The organism is Prevotella brunnea (genome assembly GCF_008016795.1).
GTDB lineage: Bacteria > Bacteroidota > Bacteroidia > Bacteroidales > Bacteroidaceae > Prevotella > Prevotella brunnea.
This window is the reverse complement of sequence record NZ_SDIK01000019.1, coordinates 1-19,226: the sequence shown is the minus strand read 5'-3', so window position 1 is coordinate 19,226 and position 19,226 is coordinate 1. Positions and strand designations below refer to the sequence as shown.

Here is a 19,226-nt window from a genome sequence, read left to right as displayed (position 1 = left end):
ATTCTTCGCAGCTTTCAAGGTGGCATTGTTTCCTTGTGGCTTGCGCTTTACTATTCTTCGTAATCCACTTCGTGGTCGAGCTGGTTGATAAATGCCGTCAGCACTTCTTCCTCCACATCGCCCATGGCAAATTCTTTCTCTGCGTCCTTTCGGATTTCAGCAATCCATGCCCGCCGAGCTTCGATATAGTCTTGCTCTATTCTCTTATTGTCTTTTTCTGAAATTTCTTTTATTCCGTAGTAGTCTTGTATCAATCGGTAAGTCCAAGCCCATTGATATTTCCGGTAGTTCGCATGAATTTCCGTGAAACGATCAAGCACGTCTTGAATGGTTTCAAGGTTTCCGCTCTTGATATCTTCAAGAAGCTTTTGTTCTTCAGTGTCGGGAAGCAGAAGACCGGATAAGTCATTCCATTTGCCTAGTCCGATTTGGGTTTTAGGTTTTCCAAAAAAGCCCCATTTGTGTGCTCGTTTTAGCACCGCTCCCATATAAATTCGCAAAGCGATATCATAGTATTTGATACCTTTATTCAGACTTGAGGCATTGATGACATACTCGTGATAGATGTAAGAGGAAACGTTTTCCCCACTTGCTTGTCTAAGATTTTCCAAGATTTTCTTACCTCGAATAATTTCTCCGACCGAGAATGGAGAAAGCCAATCAAAGTTTACGATACTCTTTTGCGACCCAATAGGGCGGATGTCTCTCTTCGGCCACTTCTTAATGTCGCGATAAAGTCCCACTGTAGTGATATTTCGTCCCGGAACGAGGAACATTGTGTCTCCTCCCGCTATGAGATAAGAGAATGGAAGTGCCTGCGTGTTGGGGTGATGCATGAGCTTTCCGAAGCAGACAGAGAATGTCCCGATGGTGGCAGGCATGAGAATATAGCCACCACTTGCGGTTTTACTTCCTCTTTCAAGAACACCCCAGTGCATAGGTCCCATCTTGTAGGCGTGGTTAGAGAAGTTCGTACCGGAGCCGGCATTGTAGAAAGAGAACATTCCTCCAATAAGCAGTGAGCTTTTATGATGTGAAGCACTGAAAGGACCGCAGAAAGCTGCACACGCTTCACCATTCGCCATGAAAGAATTGGCAAAGAACACGCTTTGCGCCGCAGTGAAACCGTTTGATATTTGGCAAGCTTCTCCCACAAAACAATCTTGCATTTTCACGCTGTTGATGATGCTTGAGCCATCGCTGATAATGGAATTTTCGCATATTACCCCTGTCCCGATATACACACTCGCATTCTCTGAGCTTAATATTGTGCAATCGCTGAGTCGGCTTGCTCCGGATATTTCGCAGTCATCTTGAATGACTGTGTTGGTTATTTCTTTGGTATTGACTATCTTTACGTTGTTACCAATGGTTCCCCTATCGGGATTGGTGCGTGTTATTTCTTCCGAGACAAGTCTTCGAATGGCGTTTTTGAGATCTTTGTCCTTAAAGTGTCTCACCATGAAAGCAGCGAACTGGCTATTCAAATCATGGAAGAAAATGATGTTGCTGTCTCCGGTTTCGTTTAGCACCGCTATGAGATTACCTTCTCCATAAGTAGCTCCCTCCGTTGTTTCCATGACGGAAATATTGGTAATGATGCAATCGCTGCCAATCGTATAGTTGTTGATGTAATTCCCGACTTTTTCTATCAGGCAATCATTGCCAACAGAAACATTTCTCAGTGTAGCATCATTGATACCGGAATGTTTCACAAAGCCTTTCGTTACTTCAACTTCTTTTTCGAAACTTCCCAATCGGATATCACCATAGAACATCACTCTGTGGAAGAATTTGGGATAGAATCCCTCTTCGGCTACCTGCACGCGAGACCAATCCTCAGCCCAACAGTTATTGTTTTCAAAAACTAATATTTCTTCGTTTGTTAAGTTTCTATATGTCATATACGCTTTTTGTCTTATTGTAGTAGGTTTTATAATCGTTAGTTGATATCCGCTTCGTAGAGAAAGTCATTATAGGGATATTTCTGAACGTGAAGTTCTCTCACCTTTTTGTATAAGATGTTTCTGAACTCGTCAATGTTTTCCTTGTTCTTAGCTGATATGAAGAGACAATCGTCATTAAGCTTTGCCATCCATGTTCGCTTGAGTTCTTCGAGGGAAATATTCTTTTGGGTCGCCGGAGTTAAGTCATCGGGTTCTTTTTCTTCCCATTGATATTTATCTATTTTGTTAAAGATAATCATGGATGGTTTATCGGCACACTCAAGGTCTTTCAATGTCTCGTTAACCACCTGAACCTGTTCTTCAAAGTCGGGATGAGAGATATCTACAACGTGCAGCAGCAAGTCGGCTTCCCTGACTTCATCCAAAGTGGATTTGAAAGAATCTACTAAATCCGTAGGGAGTTTGCGAATAAACCCTACCGTGTCTGCCAAAAGGAATGGAAGATTCTCAATGACAACTTTACGAACCGTTGTGTCAAGTGTGGCAAAGAGCTTATTTTCCGCAAAGACTTCGCTTTTAGCCAATAGATTCATGATGGTCGATTTTCCCACATTGGTATAACCCACTAAGGCAACGCGAATTAATCGTCCGCGGTTTTTGCGTTGTGTTGTCTTCTGTTTGTCGATTTCCACAAGTCTTTTTTTTAGCAGCGATATTCGTTGAAGGATGATGCGCCTATCCATTTCCAGCTGTGTCTCACCCGGTCCGCGAAGTCCCACAGTTCCTTTACCGCCACCGGCACCCGAGCCACCGCCCTGACGTTCAAGATGCGACCACAGTCTCTGCAGTCGGGGAAGCATATATCTGTATTGAGCCAATTCCACTTGTGTCTTGGCATTGGCTGTTTGTGCCCGCATGGCAAAGATATCCAAGATGAGGGAGGTGCGGTCCAATATTTTTACGCCTAACTCTTTCTCAATGTTTCTTAATTGTTTGGCGGATAGTTCATCATCGAAGATAACCATCCCAATGGGGTCTTCCTCGTCTTCCTTAACTTGTATATAGCTTTTGATTTCTTCCAATTTGCCTTTTCCTACGTAGGTGGTCATGTTCGCTCCACCGGAACGTTGGGTAAAGCGTTTGACGGTAACAGCTCCCGCAGTGTCCGCCAAGAATTCAAGTTCGTCAAGATATTCCCTTGTCTTTGCCTCATCCTGTCCTTGTGTTATCAAGCCCACAAGGACTGCTGTTTCGGCTTTTGCATCGGATATAACAAATTCTCTCATCAGGATTGTACTATAATGATGTTTGGATGCAAAGATACTAAAAAGTTAAGAGTTGTAACGAGATAGTGATGATGTTTTTCAGAACTTAATTGTTATTTTTTATAAATTATGCACCAATAATACCCTTGTTTTTTAGATATTGTTTACTTTTGTACAATAATTCAGTTTGTTGATAAATAAAAAGGCAATGAGATTAATTATTGAAAATGATTATGAGAAACTGTCGGAATGGGCGGCAAATCATGTAATCGAGCGCATTAATGCTTTCAATCCCACATCGGAGCACCCCTTTGTGCTCGGTTTGCCAACGGGTTCTTCGCCCGAAGGTATGTATGCGAATTTGGTGAAAGCCTACAAAGAGAAAAGGGTGAGTTTCAAGCACGTGATAACGTTTAATATGGACGAGTATGTAGGACTGCCTGAAAATCATCCGGAGAGCTATCACTCTTTCATGGCGCGCAACCTGTTTGACCATATTGATATTCCGCGTGAGAATATTCATATCCTTAATGGGAACGCAAAGGATTTGGAAGCTGAATGCAACCATTACGAACAGATGATTGAAGAAGTAGGAGGAATCGATTTGTTTATCGGAGGAATAGGTCCCGATGGACACATCGCTTTCAATGAACCGGGATCCAGTCTCACCAGCCGGACGCGAGAGAAAACCTTAATCACCGATACAATTTTAGCCAACTCGCGCTTTTTTGATAACGATGTGAACAAAGTGCCCAAGTATGCGCTAACTGTTGGCGTGGGTACGGTGATGGATGCGCGCGAGGTGATGATACTCGTTAACGGTCATCACAAGGCACGCGCCTTGCAGGCTGCTATAGAAGGACCGGTTACGCATTGGTGGACTATCTCTGCCTTGCAGATGCATAAACATGGAATCATAGTTACTGATGAAGCTGCTTGCGATGAACTGAAAGTAAGTACGTACAGATACTTTAAGGATATAGAGAAAAATAATTTATGAACATGTGCCGTTAATGATTGGTAGCGATTGGATGGCAAGACAAACAAAAGTTAATGGGTTGGAAAGTAACGATTTCTCGTTGTTGCTTTCCAATCTTTTTTATACCTTTGCATCAGTCTGATGCTTATGAACTTAAAAACATTACTGAAGAAATGGACGCTCCCAATGGCAATGTTGTTCGGGATTACGGTATATTTGCTCTTTGCTTTTATACCCGTTTTGGAACCGGCAGCTGTTTTGTTGTCGCCTTTCATGGACGCCATCCTCCCTTTGTTCATGTTTTTAATTCTTTATGTAACCTTTTGTAAAGTGGACTTTCGCAATCTCATTCCTGTCCGATGGCACTTTTGGGTGGGAGTTTTTCAAGTGTTTTTCGTCGCATTGATAGTCGGAGCAATACTCCTCTTCAATGTGAAGGGAAACAATCTGATATTGCTTGAGTCGATATTAACCTGCATCATAGGACCTTGTGCAGCAGCGGCTGCTGTTGTAACGATGAAACTTGGTGGCAGCTTGGAGGAAATGACAACTTATATTTTCTTGTCTAACTTCCTATGCGCCATCCTCATTCCCATTTGTTTCCCCCTGATAGAACCGGGCAACGGAATGGGATTTTGGAGTTCGTTTCTTCTAATTCTCTATAAAGTATGTGCCATATTGGTGGTGCCGATGATATTGGCGTATATAACGAAGCACTTCAAGCCTTTACACCACTTTCATCTTTGGCTGACAAACGTAAAAGACCTGAGCTTCTATCTTTGGGGTTGTTCGCTGACCATTGTAACGGGAACCACCATGAAGAACATCGTGCATGCCAATGCCGGAGTTCCGTTCCTGCTTCTCATCGCTTTCTTCGGGTTAATGATTTGTATTCTTCAATTCGCTGTCGGTCGCTACATTGGACACTTCTTTCAGAGTACGGTCAATGCGGGTCAATCACTCGGACAAAAGAATACGGCATTCGCCATTTGGATTGCCTATACCTATCTGAACCCCTTGTCTTCCGTCGGACCGGGATGTTATATCCTTTGGCAAAATATCATCAACAGCATTGAGATATGGTATTACGGTAAATATAAGACTTCCAAAAGAGGGGGTTCCGAGGTATGTACATGACCATGGTATCATGATGAAAAACTTTTACACCCACAGAGAATGGAATCCATTTTGTAACTTACTGAAAATCAACTTCATGAGCTTTTAAATCGCAAAAGGTAAGCTATCGTCCTCCAATAGCTTACCTTTTGGAGTCTGAAAGCTTACCTTTTGAATGGCAATAGCTTAGGTTTTAAAACCCTTTGGGAATAATCTTTACAAATGGTTGTTCCAACTTGCAACCCGAAGGCTCTCTTTTGTCCCTGTTTATGTTCTTCGCAAAATCTCATCGCGACACTCTTCCATCAGCCATTTCGGGGTACTCGTCGCGCCACAGATGCCAACGGTCTTCACGTTTTCGAACCATGACATTTCGATTTCGTTGGCACTTTCTATCTGATGGGAATTGGGATTTACGCTAAGACATTCATGGAAAAGCACCTTTCCGTTTGAGCTCTTGCGCCCGGCAACAAAAAGTATCAGGTCGTGGCGTGCCGCGAAGGATGAGATGTTGGGCATACGGTTAGCCACTTGCCTGCAAATCGTGTCGAAACTCTTGAAAATTGCGCCGGGAGCAATATGCTCTTGAATGTAATTAATGATTTTATGAAACTCGTTCAGGCTTTTTGTCGTTTGTGAATAGAGGTAGATGTTTCGCGTAAAATCCAGTTGTTTCACGTCCTCAAGTTTCTCTATCACCACAGCCTTGCTGTGAGTTTGCCCAACAAGACCAAGCACTTCAGCATGTCCGGGCTTACCAAAAATGACAATTTGGGCAGCATGCATATCTCCTTTGGCATTTTCTTCCGCCTCATCGGTTTCCGAAAGTTTCATGGAAGTTATCGAACAGTTTGAATTTTCCGAGTCCCTTACTAATTTTCTTTTATCGCCCTGACAGCCATTATCCGCCAAATCCTCTTTACGCGGTGGACTTGCACACCCTTTTTCATATTGATTCTTTATCCTGCGCTGTAACGCCAATACAACGGGACAGGTGGCATCGATAATTTCTATATTGTTGCGCTTTGCTAATTCGTATGTCTCCGGTGGCTCGCCATGAGCACGAAGCAGCACAGTGGCATCGTGAAGCTCTCTGAGCTGCTCGTGATTGATGGTAACGAGTCCCTTTCGGGTGAGTCGTTCCACCTCCATACTATTGTGAACAATGTCGCCTAAGCAGTACAATTTTGTACCTTTTTCCAATTCTTCTTCGGCTTTATTAATTGCCGTGGTTACACCGAAACAGAATCCGCTGCCATTGTCGATTTCAATTTGGAGCATTGTCGTTCGCCTATTCTTTCACTTCCATGGTGATACCCTTCGCCCTTCCGGAATATTCCGGTGAGTAGGCACATTGCGCCGAGCAAGTACCGGTTTGATAACTACCGCTTCGATCGATGAAATATTCAGTCTCAACGATGTGTGTCCCCTTAGACATGCTATCAAAATAGTAGTTTGTCGTGTAATCTTTTGGCGCGACATAGTAGCCACCCCACTGATATCCACTGTTCTGTTTGACAGGTTCAAGACACGCGGCACGTTTATCAATGACTTGCACGAAGTCATAATCCCTATCAGCGGTGATGGTTAGGCGAACGAGTACCTTATCGCCGACTTTCAGGCTTTTCGCCTCTTTGGGCTTATTATCCACCCCTACCGGGATGATTTCGCGCTTTATCTTCAGCCCGGAAGTGGCATCCGAGATAGCTGTCGTCGATTGGAAGAACTGCGCATAAACAGCTCCCCAACTTGTTCCGGTGCTCGTTTTTTCGACCGAGAAAGCGTGAACAGTATTGCGGAGTTCACCGTTTGAACTATCATTTACATTGATCGCCTCACTTACTTTTACGTATCCCATTCCGGCTGTTGATTTCGGAGTGGCTATGACTTTGCCGTCCAACTTCAATACACTTTCCTCTCCGTTGTCGAGTGTCATGTTTCCACCGTTCATAAATGCCCAAACGGCATTCACCGAGTTTACAGGCGTGTCCCATGACTGGGTTCGTTTGGATTGCAGAAGCCAGCGTTGCATTTCCTTGATGGTCTTATCGTCTTTCGGAGTGATGGTTTTAAAGGCCTCGATTGCTGCCACTTGCGTTGGTATCTTGTAGTCGCACCAACTATAGTAAGCCTTACTTGTATCGAAGTATCTACCTTTCTCTTCCGTGTACACCGTGTATTCCCCTATACTCTTCAAGTATTCTGCAGCTTTGGCTGTTTGTCTGTATTGCTGGAGAATAACAGCCGTATTCGCCTTACCATAGATGGTGAGTTCAACAGGCTTTTTGGACAGTAGATTAATGAGGTAAGCAATATCCGCTGTCGTCTGACGTTTTGCCAAAGCATTGCTGTAGAGGTAGTCGCAAAGGACATCGGATGGGAAAAGGTTCTTTTGTCCCTTCCTTTCAACCTTCTTCATTTCCGCTACTCGTTGGGCAACTTTCTCATCAAGATAACGAAATGCCTTATTGAGCAAATCTTTTGTTTGCGAATCAGTGGCACCCAACAAGACATTCAGGCGTGAAAGGGTTTTCACCACCTCTACTGTCATGTACATGCTACCACTCATTCCCTGCCACCATGAGAACGAACCATCGGGATTTTGCAGCTTTCGCAAACCGGACAGTGATGTGTTCAGATTGTTTCGCAATTGATTTTCATCAAAATAGCGCACTAACATTTGCTTTCTCTCGCTCTCGTCTTGGGCATCCAATACCCATGGCGTTTCGTTCAAAACCAGTTCTTTCAGTTCTTGGTTCTTTTCCAAAGACGACATCATTGAGGTTTCCTTGCCGGTTTCCGAACGCCACTTGTCAATCGTTTGCTTAATCTTCGGCGAAGCCTTCAATATCATGTTCGCCAAGGTATTCGCGTAATATGCCGAAACCAAGCTAATGGCATTTTTTTCATTTGCATCGGCAACGTATGGCAGAGCCTGCAACATCAACCAGTTGGGATTGTTAGTATATTCAATCGTCAGACGCTGATTGGTGGTGTTCTTTGGGAACAACTTCGTGAGATCAATGGTCTTCGTTCCCTTTTCGTTTTGGGTAAACGGATAAGTGTTGATGACATATTCTCGACTTGGCAAAACTGAAAGGTATTGTTGTTCACCATCCGAATAGTCCGTTCCTTTGGCAAACACGCGAACTATTAGAAGCGATTGGTCGGTTGATAATTTTCGTTCACCGGTTTCCGATAAAAGATCGGAAATGGAGAAAGTTGCCGAAGATGTTCCCTTGGGGGAAAGACTGTATGCTTTGCTTTCGCTATACAGCACTTTCTCCGTTTCGGGATCTACGATTTCTATGGTCGCAGTGCCTGTAACTTGCTTCTCAGAAGTGCTAAAAAGTCGTGCAGACAGGGTCGCTTCATCCCCCATTCTCACAAAACGAGGCATATTGGGCTGAAGCATCACCGTCTTTTGTGCCACCACATCGCCGGTAATCATCCCCGTATTGATATCCTTGTCATGAGCAAGTCCGATGAAACGCCATGTCGTCAGACTTTCAGGCAGTCTGAATTTCAGATTCACATTGCCATCTTTGTCAGTCTCCATGCGAGGATAAAAGAAGGCAGTTTCATTGAGATTTTCCCTTAATTGCACATTCCCGATTCCCGATTCGGCTCTATTCTCAGACACACTCTCCTCTTTTATTGCTCTGTCCATTTTTATCACCGGTGCGGAGAACCGAGCACCAGTTGGAGAACTTTGTTCTTTTGCTTCCATTTTCCGTGCTCCCACGTCCCCCACTGCCATCAATACGGTTCCAAATTCTTTATTTCGAGTGAAACGACGATTATAATCCATGTAGTAATATCTGCTCAAGAAACGCTCATCAAAGGTTGCAAACTTAAGATTATTGATGTTCAGCCATTTTATGGGCTTGAGAAATCCGATTGATTGTGGAGACGTTACAATGCCGGTCCACTCCGCATACGGCAGATTGCTGTAAAATGAAGAGTTAAAACTCCATACATGAGGTATGATTTGATCAAGACTCTTATCATAAAGCGTTGCCATCAGCTGGGCGGTTGCCGGTTTGCCGCTGGAATTTAGAATGGTTAGCGTCCATTCTTCCTCTTGTCCGGGTACCAAACGATCGCGGAATGTCTTCCATGCCACTCGCAGTTGTTTGTCCGGTTGCGGTCGTTCGATATTCGCTGTACAATTGTAAAACTCACCATTCTTCACCCACGCGAAAGTGAGTGTCAGTCCGTTGCCATACTCTTCCTTATAAACAAGTTTACGAGTAGTGATGGCATTGCTCTGATCTATCGCTCCGGTTTCTATTATCTTATTACCCGAATAAATGGAATAAACAATGTGCTGATCCTTATCGCTTGATCCTACCTGAATATATACCGGTTTTCCATCACGCGGGAACTGTTTTGCACTTTGATAAAACCAGTAGTGTGTCGGTGACACGGGACGTTTGTCGTCTAATGAGAAAACAACAAATTCTTTCTCCAGCGTATCTGTTCCGCATACCGCGTACAATTTATATCGTCCCGATTTCAATGACTTCAGTTTTGAGACTTCATTGGCAACTGCTTCCATGTAATCTTTCTCCACCGGTTGAGCTTGTTTTCCATAGGGCAAAATGGCATATTTCACTCTACCCTCAATGGGCTTCCCGGCAGCGTTCAGATACGTGAATTTGATAGATTTAAGACTATCGCTCAAATTTTTATCCAATAAATCGCAGGTGAAAGCAGTTGCTTTTGAACCTAACGGCAAAGACAATGACCCTTCTCTTGTCTCTCCTGCCACATCGGTTACCTTTGCTTCCGCAACAAAGTTATAGAAATTAGGTGAATAGCTGTGGTAAGGATATTTGGATATGCTTTCATTCTTCGGGAAAATGAAAGGCACATTGATTTCAAATTCTCCTTTCTCGTCGGTAGTAATCTCACCTTTGGCAAGTTGCTCATTGGCGTCTCCGGTGCGCCACCACCACAATGCAGAACGACGATTGACTGCATATTCCACCTTTGCTCCCTGAACGGGAACTCCTGAATAAGTCTTAGCCCTTCCTTTCACTTTAATTGTGTCGCCGATAGCATATTTCTTCTCATATTTATCAAACTCAACTTCGAATGTCGGGCGTTTGTATTCTTCTACATTAAAGGTCGTGGAGCCGTTGTTTCCATAACGAGCAATGATAGAAAAGCGACCCGTCAGTCCGCTCTTGGGCAGTTCAAAGTCGGCTGTAGCCGTACCATATTCATCGGTAGTTACGTCTTTTGTAGCAATTTCCTTGTAATTTGCATCGCGCAATTGCAGAGTAAGCTTACAATCTGCTTTGGCTTTGGTTTCCAATTGTTTCTCGTCCTTTGTATATACGATGACCGATGTGTGAACCGTTTGTCCCGGACGATATACGCTTCTGTCAGTAAAGACATCGCATATATTCTGTGTATTCTCGTCTTTACGATATTGAAAAGAAGTCCAAAGGTTTGAGTTCGGACACGCTTGGTCGTTTTGAGTAAAAGCGAACACCTCATCGGGCGTCACCTTATTATAGGTATAGAATGCTTCCCCCTTCTTATCGGTTGTCAGCATCTTTGTGGTTGATCTTCCACCATATCGGGAATCGAAAGTTAGTTTCAAGCTCGCATTCGCGATGGGTTGTCCCGTTGTGGCGTTCACCACAACATACCGTATCCTTTTGTTCGGTTGCTCTTCGCTCATCAGAAAGACATTAGTAACGTAGTACAAATTATATTGCATCTTCATGCCTGTCGCTGAGGAAGAAAACTCCAGCAGATAAACACCTGTTGATAGTTTAGGCAATTCAAGAGAGTCCTCAACTATTTCATAGGGTTGGCGATTGTCATATCGATGGGTTATTTTCTGTGCGGTGGAAGCTATGCAAGCCGATTTTATTCGTTGAATGTCTTTCGGGTTATAGGAGTTTAATTCTGCATTCCCATCCAATGTAGTGCGAGTGATTGTCAGTGTTAAATCATTGATGTTTCTTACTTTCAATCCTTCGATTGTTTTTTTCTTATTGGGTATTCCCATTTCCGAATCCAATGTTGCGCTGAACATCGGACAGATGAGCTCGGTGCGTTCATTCCGAAGTCGGTTCATTCCTTCCCATGCTCCCCAACGTCCCAAAGCTTTGTCAATGAAGTCTAATTTCTCTTTAGCTGAAATATTCTTATCATTCTTCAGCAACATGAACTTCCTTACAGCCACTTCTCCACAAATTGGAAGGTCGCCATAAAGCCGGATAATGGAATCCAACTTCACTGCATCAACGTTGTTCTCAGCTGCTTTCAACGCTGTGTAACAAGCCGCTTCGCGATTTCCAACCGAGGTGTAATACTTGTTTAACACTTCGTAGCGTCCACTTTCCAAGCCGATGACGTGTAACAAGTCATTATGAAAGATAGCGTCGTCTTTTCCCTTTGCTATCAATGGAACATATTCCGCAGCCTGATGTCTTGCCAACAATTCCGGATGCGCCATGGCTTTATCGAAATATAAGGTTTGACCGTTAGGGTTGGAATCGTCATCTCGCTGCATTTTGCCTAAGGCACAATAGTAAACCGCCGCGAGCACCTTGTCTTTTTCTTCAGCGTTGGCAGCTCGGCGTTCCAGTTTTGACTTCTGTACATCAAGCGAGTCTGAAGAAATTTCTGTCCACAGCCTTGTTGTCATCAGTTCCGCTGCCAACAAATTTCCATACGACTTTTCTTTTTCAGCCCTTGAGACAATCTTTTCCAAAAGCTCTATTTGAGTTTTTGGCAAGTCTTTCCTGCCGGCTTCATTCACTTGTTTCCAAAGAGTGCTATAGCTTTGGGCCCATATCCCGAGAGGTGCCATAAGCAAAATTGTTAGTATGTTGAATAATTTTCTCATATCTTAAAATGAATAAGTTATATGCAAAGATACAGCTTTAAACCAAAATTTCATCATAAATCTTAGGATTGATAATAAAAAACATTATTTTTTAAGAGTGATTTAGTATCTTTGCAGAGAACGATGGAAACATTTGCCATCCCCTCTGTCTTGAAAATGCTTTGAATATGAACATCTTAAATCTCATATTGATAGTTATCACCATTGTGATTGTGATTTACTTATCAAAACGTTCCGCAGTAAAAAAGAATAAACCGGAGCGCAATATTGCTCCGAAAAACTTTGAGAGTCTATCCTTAAAAGACGTGGAGGATGCCTTCATTGAAAACGAACTCATTACTCGGTTGGGCTTTCTGCATTACGACCTGAGCACTGCACTACCGGTGGAAGAAGAACAAGTGGGCTTGTTTGTTGGTTTTGCAAAGACTGATGAGACCCACGATGGACGAATTTGTGTTTATGACTCCGAGCATACCATTCGTGGTTACGTGGATGCCCAACCCAAATTATATGAAAGATTGATGACACAAGGTAAAACACCTGTTTACGGCTTTATAAGTCGGGAAGAGAATAAGGCGTTCCGTGGCGAGGTGTGTATCAGGGTGAGATGAGCTGTTAGCGTTTCCTTTCACTCCTAAGCCCAAATCTTCATTAGAAACCTCTTTGGTTCTTTTTTCTAATGACTGCATTGGAAATATTCAATTGTAGATGTTTGCCATTCAGCAATTTACTGACTAAAAAACATGCGCTATGAACCCGTATCACCACCTGCCTGTCGGGGAAAGACAAAAGACAAGCATATTCTTTATTTTTTAAGGGCATTGAAAATGCGAAAATCCTTACCCCTGATATGAGAAAAGTTCAATAATGTCCTAATTATTCTTCATTCATCTATCCAAAGCTAAGCTTTTGCTCCGTAAAAGCTAAGCTTTTGCATTGCAAAAGGTCATGAATTGGAGTGCAAAAGCTAAGCTTTTAAATCGCAAATAATATCATCCTGATTATCAACAGATTACAAAGCGTTTATCGGGCGTGGCTTTTGTAATATAATTTCACAATGATGGTCGGGTGGAATATTTACTACCGAGCGGCTGTTTACCATCGCCTGAACACGAAAAAGCTAAGGTTTTGCATTGCGGCAGGCAAGTTATTGGATTGCAAACTATAAGATTTGGAAAGAAAACACAAATGAATCTCTGCAAAGCTGTCTATCATAGATACCTAAAAAGACAAATTATCACGAATTATTTAAAAAGAGTCTAAATACCACCATTGAAGTTCCACACTTTAAGAGAAAGTTGTAACACAATTGAAAATCAATCTTTTTAAGTTTGTAACACAATGTTTCACCACTTTCTACCATTTCTCTGATAATTCTCTTAACAGGCTGAAAAATAGAATGTTGGAATTTAGCAATTTTAGAAATTGACAGAAAAGCGATATTCACATCTAAAAACCAAGTACATAGCACATTAGAAGAAACCAAGACAAAAAGATGCGATAGGATTTATTTAATGGTTTGCATTTTTTTTGCTAACTTTGCAACTACCTTTTGAAAAGGCAGTCGATAAAAATAACCATCGTCGAAAGACATAAAGATATTTAGTAAACATGAAAGTTCACCCCGATGCTCTCTGGGAAAAATGTCTCTCGCTTGTTAAAGAGAATGTAACCGAGCAGCAATTTGCCACATGGTTTCGACCAATCGTATTCGAGACGTTTGATACGGCTTCGAAAACGTTATTGGTTCAAGTTCCCAGTTTGTTTGTTTATGAATATCTCGAAGAGAACTACGTAGATTTAATGAGTAAGATACTCACACGCATATATGGTCAGGGGGTGAAACTGACCTATCGTGTGGTAACAGACAAAACCCACAACCTGACACAGGACATACAGGCCGACCCCATTGAGAAAATACCTACTCAACAATCTACTCAACGCGGCAACCAAAGTCCGACAGCATTGGACATTGCTCCACAGGACATTGACCCACAACTTGACCCACACAAATCGTTCAACAACTATATAGAAGGAGACAGCAACAGACTGTCGCGTTCCATCGGGTTATCCATTGCCGAACATCCTAACACCACACAGTTTAATCCGATGTTTATTTACGGACCATCCGGATGTGGAAAGACGCATCTTATTAATGCGATTGGATTGCGAACGAAACAACTCTATCCACAGAAACGAGTACTGTACATCTCTGCCCGATTGTTCCAAGTGCAATATACCAATTCGGTTTTGCACAATACAACAAATGATTTCATCAACTTCTACCAGACAATTGATATCTTGATTGTAGATGACATACAAGAATGGATGACGGCGACAAAGACGCAAGACACTTTCTTCCACATCTTCAACCATTTATTCAAGAATGGGAAGCGGATAATTTTGGCATCCGACCGCCCACCGGTAGAATTGAAAGGGATGAACGAACGTTTGCTCACACGTTTCGCCTGCGGACTGATTGCCGAGTTGGAAAAGCCCAATACACAGCTTTGCATCGACATCCTGCACAACAAGATAAAACGAGATGGGTTGGAAATTCCGGAAGATGTCGTTAAGTTTATTGCTGAAACGGCAAATGGAAGTGTGCGTGACTTGCAAGGTGTTATCAACTCTCTGTTAGCCTATAGTGTGGTTTATAATAGCAAGGTGGATATGCGACTTGCTGAAAGAATAATTAAGCGTGCGGTGAAAATAGATGATGAGCCACTCACCATTGACGACATTCTTGACAAAGTTTGTGAACACTTCAATGTAACGACCACCGCTGTCAATTCGCGCTCAAGGAAACAGGACATTGTTTTGGCGCGCCAAGTAAGCATGTATTTGGCACAGAAGTTTACAAAGATGCCCGCAAGCCGAATAGGTAAATTGGTAGGAGGACGTGATCACAGCACGGTGATACACAGTTGTTCTCGAATCGAGAAACGATTACAGGTGGACAAAAGATTTACCGCCGAGCTGTCATCGATAGAAAATTCATTTAAGCTGAAAGGATAAAAAATAAAGGGTTTGAAATCATTGCATTCTCAAGCCCTTTCATTGTTGAACGATATTTCCTTACCCTATCAACTGATGCACTTACTTCGGTTGATGGGTTCTGTAAACAAGATATGTTCCATCGGCTTCGATGGCAAAACAATCACCTACAGCCTCATTCAATGTTCCTTGCCACAATTCCCTAAAAGGATATATTTCCCATTTCAGCCCCACACTGCTAAGCTGCTTGCAATCCACCTGAAAGATACTTACTTGCTGGTGTGGAAAGGAAGCAAAACTATCACTACCCTTTGCCGGAACGAACCACCCATAATCGCTTACCATCACGGGGGCAATGTGTAAATGCGTGTAGTAATGAAGCAGGAGAGACAAATTTCCTAAAGTATGATCTTCCCGTTTCCCCATAGCTCCAAGATAGCAAAAAGCCGGTTTTTCTCCTAAATCAAAATTAGATAGAGCATATCGGGTTGCTTTTGTAAGGTCGTTGTATTCTTGTTCATCAACCTGATGATAGATGGATTTATATTTTTCCTTCAACCGTGGGGTAATAGAATCGCCATCACCGATAACCGCTTCGGGTTCTATACCTTGCAACAACAAACTTTCCAATGCCCCATCACAGGCCACGACATGGGCAGCATTCCTCAAGATACAGTTTGCTAATGAGGATTTCGGCATCTCCCCCGCAGCCACCACAACGACATCGTATCGAGTTCTTAATTCATTCATTTGCTTATTGTTGTTTGCTCGCTCATCATTCGCTTCCATTTTAAGTAGCCGGCAATGGCAATTAAGGAATAAGCAGCGTAGAGTCCGGCAGTGAATGGAATATCCTTATATACATATAACGCAGCCAATTCCACATCGACAACTATCCAAATCCACCATTGTTCCAAGTATTTCTTCGCCAAAGCCCACAACCCTATAAAACTAAGAGAGTTGCCAAAGCTATCAAGAATGGGAACAGTTGAGTTGGTAAACCTTATCAGTATAAAATATAAAGTTCCCCACGCAAAAAGGAATATTAAACAGGTGGGAAAAATTAGCTTTTTGGGGAAATGTGTTATGGGCAACTCTTCACTGTCATTATTTGCTTTCTTCCCGAACTTCCAATAAAGAAATCCGTAAACAGCAGCCAACGTATAATATATCTGCATACCGAAATCGGCATACAATCCCGCTTCATAATAGACGAATGTATAAATAATCGGCATTACGATTCCCGTCAGCCAAAGCCATATACTTGCCTTATATTCCTGATAGATGTAAATGAAACCAATGATGGTTCCCACTACATCCAGTATTCTATACGTATCTGTGTTCTGAAAAAAAGCGAAAATAGCGTCGAACATTCGTAATTTCCTTTGTTTACTACAATAGAATATATCCCCTTTCCGCCAAGAAAGGGGATATCATCATGTTAGAATCTCAATGTTATGTTACCCATCATGTTGAAACCGGCGGCAGGAATGAATCCCAACTGCGTATAGCGATTTTCATTTGGATGACCGTCAGCATCGAGAATGGTGTCGTATGCCCAACCACTAATGGCATAATGGCGATTGAAGACGTTATATAAGTCCACCCCAAAGACGATTTCCTTTACACCCAAACGCTTTCCTGTCAGGTTCAAGTTATAGCTTAGGTTGATGTTACTTTGACTGAAGCAGGGGAGCGACCGACTTGTATTCTCGGTGTTGTCCAAATATTGACTGCTCACGAAGTTTGTATGCCAAACAACTTGCGCACCTTTATAATGCAAGTTGAGAAAGCCATTGAGGATGGCTGATGGCGAAAATGCAAGCGTTGAATGGCTGTAATGGATTTTACGGAAACTGTCTTCCCAATTTTCGCTTGCCATCTCATCGAAATCCTTGACTACATTCTTGCTCAATGCCGCGTTCCCTTCGACAGTAAGCCAAGAAAGCGGACTCCATCCTGCCACAAACTCTGCGCCCATCCTGTAGCTCGACTTGATATTCGTGGTCAATGTCTCACCGATATCACTCAGCTCGCCGGTTTGGACAAACTGATTGGTATAATCCATGTAATAGAAGTTCACGCCGGCATGCCAATTGCTCCCCATGTATTGATAGCCAAGCTCATAATCGGTTAGCCTTTCCGGACTTGGACCTCCGTATTTTCCGTTATCGGTGAAGTTGTTGCGTTCCGGTTCGCGATTGGCATAAGCGATGGAGGCATAGGCTTTGTGTCCATCCTTGAAGAAACTGATTCCGGCTTTTGGATTAACAAAGTTATAACGCTCAACCACAGCGAGTTTTTGGTTGTAATAACCATTTTTATCACTATAGAACCTGTCGTTTATTCCACTTGTTTTGTATTCTACATAACGGTACTGCAAGTCGGCAAAAGCATTCCAATAGTTGTTGAAATGATAGTTTGCCTTCATGAAACCGCTGTAATCGAACTTCGTGGCATCGGAGTCATAGTATTTATAATCTTTCCCATTAGGACGGAACTTTGCATCGGCTTCCTCGTTTTTAATGTAAGTAACAAATCCGAAATGGTCGCCTCGGAATTGTTGCAGATTGAGACCGCCGATGACATCCCAATTCTCATCCTTATAATTCACGTTATACACAGCTCCATAAGTATGCTGAGACAATCCTTTCTTTCTTATGAAATCTGACTTTTTCACGAAATTACCATTCCCATCATAGAACGTAAGACCAAACTTAGAGAATTTAGAGTTTGGTTTCAGCTCACTGTAATATCCGAAGCCATAGGTGTAATGCAATGCGATATTATGACTCCAATGCGCAGAAGGTTGCCACACAGCCGACAGGATATTGTGGTTTTGGTAGAAGTTGTCGGTGGTTTTATTCCAATAAGAGCCATCGCGCATTTTGTATCTTTCGGTAATATAATTTCCATTGGCATCTTTCGCAAACGAGCCATCGGCATTGGTTACAATATATTCATAGAGCGAATTGAATTTGCCGAGTCCTTTATCATACAAGTTTTTGTAATTTCTTATTCCGGTCTTAGTCCCATAGGTCCCATCAAAGAGGCTTAAATCACCACTACCCATGACTACACCGTTCCAAGCCTGTCCCGTCTTCTCGAAGTTGCCAATGTTTTTGTAGCGAATTTGAAAGCCGTTCCCAAGAAAGGTCAGTCCACCATAGTAGGAACCTGAGCGTCCTTTCGTTCCGTGAATGAACCCATCTGTAGATGTTTCATGATAAGCCCCATCAAAGATGAGATGATTTCCGAGCAATCCCGTTGAGAAACTAACGCCCGTATTATAAGTATTGTAGGAGCCGTACGCCCCACTGATTTTTGCAGATGGCATTAAGCTTGGCGCAATCGTAGCCAGCGAGATGGAACCACCGAAAGCCCCATCGCCGTTAGTCGATGTACCAATACCGCGCTGTATCTGTACGCTTCCCAACAGTGCGGCATAGGAGTTCATGTTCGCCCAGAAAACCGTTTGGTCTTCAGGGGAATTCAGAGCCACGCCATCGAGCGTTACATTTATTCTGCTACCTGCCGCTCCTCGTATGCGCATGGCTGCAGTGCCTGTTCCCAAACCGTTTTCGCCCCATGCCAATACTCCGGGAGTTCTTGAAAAAAGGAAGGGCAATTCTCTGCCGCTCTTTGAAAAACTCTCCAATTCCGATTTCCCGATATTCGCAACGGCATAGGGTGCATTTTTCGGAGCGCGAACACCTGCCACAATCACTTCTTGCAATTCTTGACTTGCCAATGTATCTTCCGTTTGGGCTTTCATCCCTACCATACAGAAGCACGCAACAGCCAATAAAACTACTTTTTTCATTTTAAAATATTATAAATCAATGTGTAAAGGGGCGTTTCCCTACGACGGCATTATCCGTATCAGGTTCATGGGTATGTTCTCAGCCACGCCAAAGAAGGCGAGCACCCCCTTAGCTTTCAGTTTGAAAGCCGTTGCAAAAGTAATCATTTCTTGTTAAATACCCAAGCGATTATGCTTTCTTCTTTCCTTTTGTGGCGTTCAAAAGATGCACCATGATTATACATACATTAGCTGTCAGTTTGTAAAAGTGTCTTATACGGATTTAGCT

Annotated in this window: 11 protein-coding genes; 4 read left to right on the top strand and 7 right to left on the bottom strand. The window is 42.8% G+C overall.

Features of this window, described 5'->3' with window-relative positions; translation table 11 throughout:
- Nucleotides 1-50: 50 nt before the first annotated feature.
- Together ETF27_RS03105 and hflX are read right to left on the bottom strand one after the other, a co-directional pair.
- Nucleotides 51-1,904, bottom strand: a complete 1,854-nt coding sequence (locus ETF27_RS03105) for a DUF4954 family protein (RefSeq protein ID WP_130828536.1) — start codon at nucleotides 1,902-1,904, stop codon at nucleotides 51-53.
- A 38-nt stretch (nucleotides 1,905-1,942) separates the two neighbouring features.
- Entirely contained in the window at nucleotides 1,943-3,193 is a 1,251-nt protein-coding gene (gene hflX, locus ETF27_RS03100; RefSeq protein ID WP_130828535.1) for a GTPase HflX, read from the bottom strand.
- A 187-nt stretch (nucleotides 3,194-3,380) separates the two neighbouring features.
- Here hflX and nagB point away from each other — a divergent pair, with 187 nt between their 5' ends.
- Nucleotides 3,381-4,172 (top strand): glucosamine-6-phosphate deaminase, encoded by a 792-nt coding sequence (gene nagB / locus ETF27_RS03095; protein ID WP_130828534.1) that lies wholly within the window; start codon nucleotides 3,381-3,383, stop codon nucleotides 4,170-4,172.
- 126 nt (nucleotides 4,173-4,298) lie between these two features.
- Nucleotides 4,299-5,288, top strand: coding sequence for a bile acid:sodium symporter family protein (locus tag ETF27_RS03090; protein ID WP_130828533.1), 990 nt, complete (start codon nucleotides 4,299-4,301; stop codon nucleotides 5,286-5,288).
- A gap of 246 nt (nucleotides 5,289-5,534) precedes the next feature.
- Here ETF27_RS03090 and ETF27_RS03085 read toward each other — a convergent pair whose 3' ends face one another.
- Together ETF27_RS03085 and ETF27_RS03080 are read right to left on the bottom strand one after the other, a co-directional pair.
- Complete coding sequence (locus tag ETF27_RS03085) at nucleotides 5,535-6,548, bottom strand: 4-hydroxy-3-methylbut-2-enyl diphosphate reductase (protein ID WP_130828532.1); 1,014 nt, start codon at nucleotides 6,546-6,548, stop codon at nucleotides 5,535-5,537.
- Between the two features lie 10 nt (nucleotides 6,549-6,558).
- Complete coding sequence (locus ETF27_RS03080) at nucleotides 6,559-12,138, bottom strand: alpha-2-macroglobulin family protein (RefSeq protein WP_130828531.1); 5,580 nt, start codon at nucleotides 12,136-12,138, stop codon at nucleotides 6,559-6,561.
- Nucleotides 12,139-12,305: 167 nt separating this feature from the next.
- On the opposite strand from ETF27_RS03080, the gene ETF27_RS03075 reads away from it, so the two are divergent.
- Nucleotides 12,306-12,749, top strand: a complete 444-nt coding sequence (locus ETF27_RS03075; protein WP_130828530.1) for a hypothetical protein — start codon at nucleotides 12,306-12,308, stop codon at nucleotides 12,747-12,749.
- Between the two features lie 1,000 nt (nucleotides 12,750-13,749).
- Nucleotides 13,750-15,156 (top strand): chromosomal replication initiator protein DnaA, encoded by a 1,407-nt coding sequence (gene dnaA, locus ETF27_RS03070; RefSeq protein ID WP_130828529.1) that lies wholly within the window; start codon nucleotides 13,750-13,752, stop codon nucleotides 15,154-15,156.
- A gap of 81 nt (nucleotides 15,157-15,237) precedes the next feature.
- Here dnaA and ETF27_RS03065 read toward each other — a convergent pair whose 3' ends face one another.
- The 3 genes from ETF27_RS03065 to ETF27_RS03055 all read right to left on the bottom strand — a co-directional run bounded on the left by ETF27_RS03065 (nucleotide 15,238) and on the right by ETF27_RS03055 (nucleotide 18,958).
- Nucleotides 15,238-15,885 (bottom strand): thiamine diphosphokinase, encoded by a 648-nt coding sequence (locus ETF27_RS03065; protein ID WP_130828528.1) that lies wholly within the window; start codon nucleotides 15,883-15,885, stop codon nucleotides 15,238-15,240.
- On the bottom strand, nucleotides 15,882-16,508 hold the full coding sequence (gene pnuC / locus ETF27_RS03060) for a nicotinamide riboside transporter PnuC (protein ID WP_130828527.1): 627 nt from the start codon (nucleotides 16,506-16,508) through the stop codon (nucleotides 15,882-15,884). The genes ETF27_RS03065 and pnuC overlap by 4 nt, the downstream gene beginning before the upstream one ends.
- A 68-nt stretch (nucleotides 16,509-16,576) precedes the next feature.
- Nucleotides 16,577-18,958 carry a TonB-dependent receptor gene (locus tag ETF27_RS03055; protein ID WP_147785493.1) on the bottom strand — a complete coding sequence of 794 codons (2,382 nt, stop codon included), beginning with the start codon at nucleotides 18,956-18,958 and terminating at the stop codon, nucleotides 16,577-16,579.
- Nucleotides 18,959-19,226 lie beyond the last annotated feature (268 nt).